The sequence below is a fragment of the Nocardioides sp. genome, assembly GCF_036267815.1.
GTDB lineage: Bacteria > Actinomycetota > Actinomycetes > Propionibacteriales > Nocardioidaceae > Nocardioides.
Map to the genome: position 1 here is coordinate 1 of NZ_DATAVI010000015.1, position 1554 is coordinate 1554.

General features: G+C 71.3%; 2 protein-coding genes. One reads left to right on the forward strand and one right to left on the reverse strand.

All coding sequences use genetic code 11. The annotated features are described in order from the left end of the window. Positions 1-470, reverse strand: a 470-nt coding sequence (locus VHW64_RS02980; protein WP_329649020.1) for a hypothetical protein, incomplete at its 3' end; no start/stop codon positions are given. Positions 471-574: 104 nt separating this feature from the next. Between VHW64_RS02980 and VHW64_RS02985 the strand changes: the two genes are divergently transcribed. Then, positions 575-1554: DEAD/DEAH box helicase (locus VHW64_RS02985; RefSeq protein WP_329649021.1), on the forward strand; the 980-nt coding region annotated here is incomplete at its 3' end.

Here is a 1554-nt window from a genome sequence, read left to right on the forward strand (position 1 = left end):
CGCAGCCAGCCAAGTCCCTCGCCCTCCAGCAGCGAGCCCACCTCATCGAGGTCGACGTTGCCACGGAACAGATGTGAGACCTCGCGGCCGCGCGACCACGGTGTGTGGTACTCGAGCGTCCCGGCGCAGCGGTCGAGCAGCAGCGTCGGCGCCCCTGAGGCGTCGATCTGGTCGTAGATCGTGCCGCTCTCATCGGTGGGCTCGACGCCGTCGGTGAGCCATTCGAGCTCGCCGTCGACCACCACGCCGCAGCCCAGCTCGAAGATGTAGGCCGTCGAGCCGATCAGTCGCGCGCTCTCGAAGACGCTGCCCTGCCGCCGGCCCGAGTAGATGACGACCTCCACGCCGGCCCGCGAGCACGCCTCCAGGGCGCGGACGCCGAGGGCGCTGAAGCCCCCGTCGGCTCCGGTGAGCAGAGAGGCGTCGGGCCCGAGCAGGGTCCCGTCGAGGTCGACGTAGAGGCAGCGCACGGCGGCCGCGACCGTAGCACCGCGCCCGCTCGACCCGGGCGCGGGCGGCTGCGGCGGGCACCAACGGCCGGGTCAGAGCCGCCCGCCATACTGAGACTCGACCCGTGTCGGCAGTACGAGAAACCGAGCCCTGGGAGGCGCTGCTCACCACCGGACGCTCGGACGAGCGCCTGGTGCACGATGACGTCTACGAGGGGCGACCCGGGCGCCTCGTCTCCATCCCCGATCAGCTGAGCTGGCCCGTCACCCAGGCCCTGGACCAGGCCGGGATCGAGCACCTCTACGGCCACCAGGCCGAGGCGCTGCTCAAGGCGTTCGAGGGTCCGACGGTCGTGACCACCGGCACCGCCTCGGGCAAGTCGCTCTGCTTCCAGCTCCCCACGCTCGAGGTGCTGACCACGGACCGTACCGCCCGCGCGCTGTACCTATACCCGACCAAGGCGCTGGCCCAGGACCAGGCCCGCTCGCTGCACCGATTCGGACTGTCCAAGCAGATCCGGCCCGCCATCTACGACGGCGACACCCCCCGCCAGGAGCGGTCGGCGATCCGCAAGCGCAGCAACCTCATCATCACCAACCCCGACATGCTGCACGTCGGGATCCTGCCCCACCACGCCGCCTGGGGCGACCTATTCGCCAACCTGGCCTTCGTCGTGGTCGACGAGGCGCACGTCTACCGCGGGGTGTTCGGCTCCCACGTCGGCAACGTGCTGCGCCGCCTGCGCCGGGCCGCCGCCATCCACGGCACCGAGCCGCGCTTCCTGCTGGCCTCGGCCACCATCGCCAACCCGGTGGATCTGGCCGAGACCCTGACCGGCGTCAAGCCCTTCAACCTGGTCGCGCACGACGCCGCACCGCACGCCCAGCGCCGCGTCGCCATGTGGAACCCGCCGCTGCTGGACGAGCAGCTCGGGGTCCGGGCCTCCGCGCTCTACGAGGCCGCCGAGGTCTTCTCCGAGCTCGTGCAAAACGGAGCCCGGACGATCTGCTTCATGAAGTCGCGCAAGGGAGTGGAGCTCATCCTCAAGCACGCGGTCGACCGCCTCCCGGCCGAACTGGGCGAGCGCATCGCGCCCTACCGCGC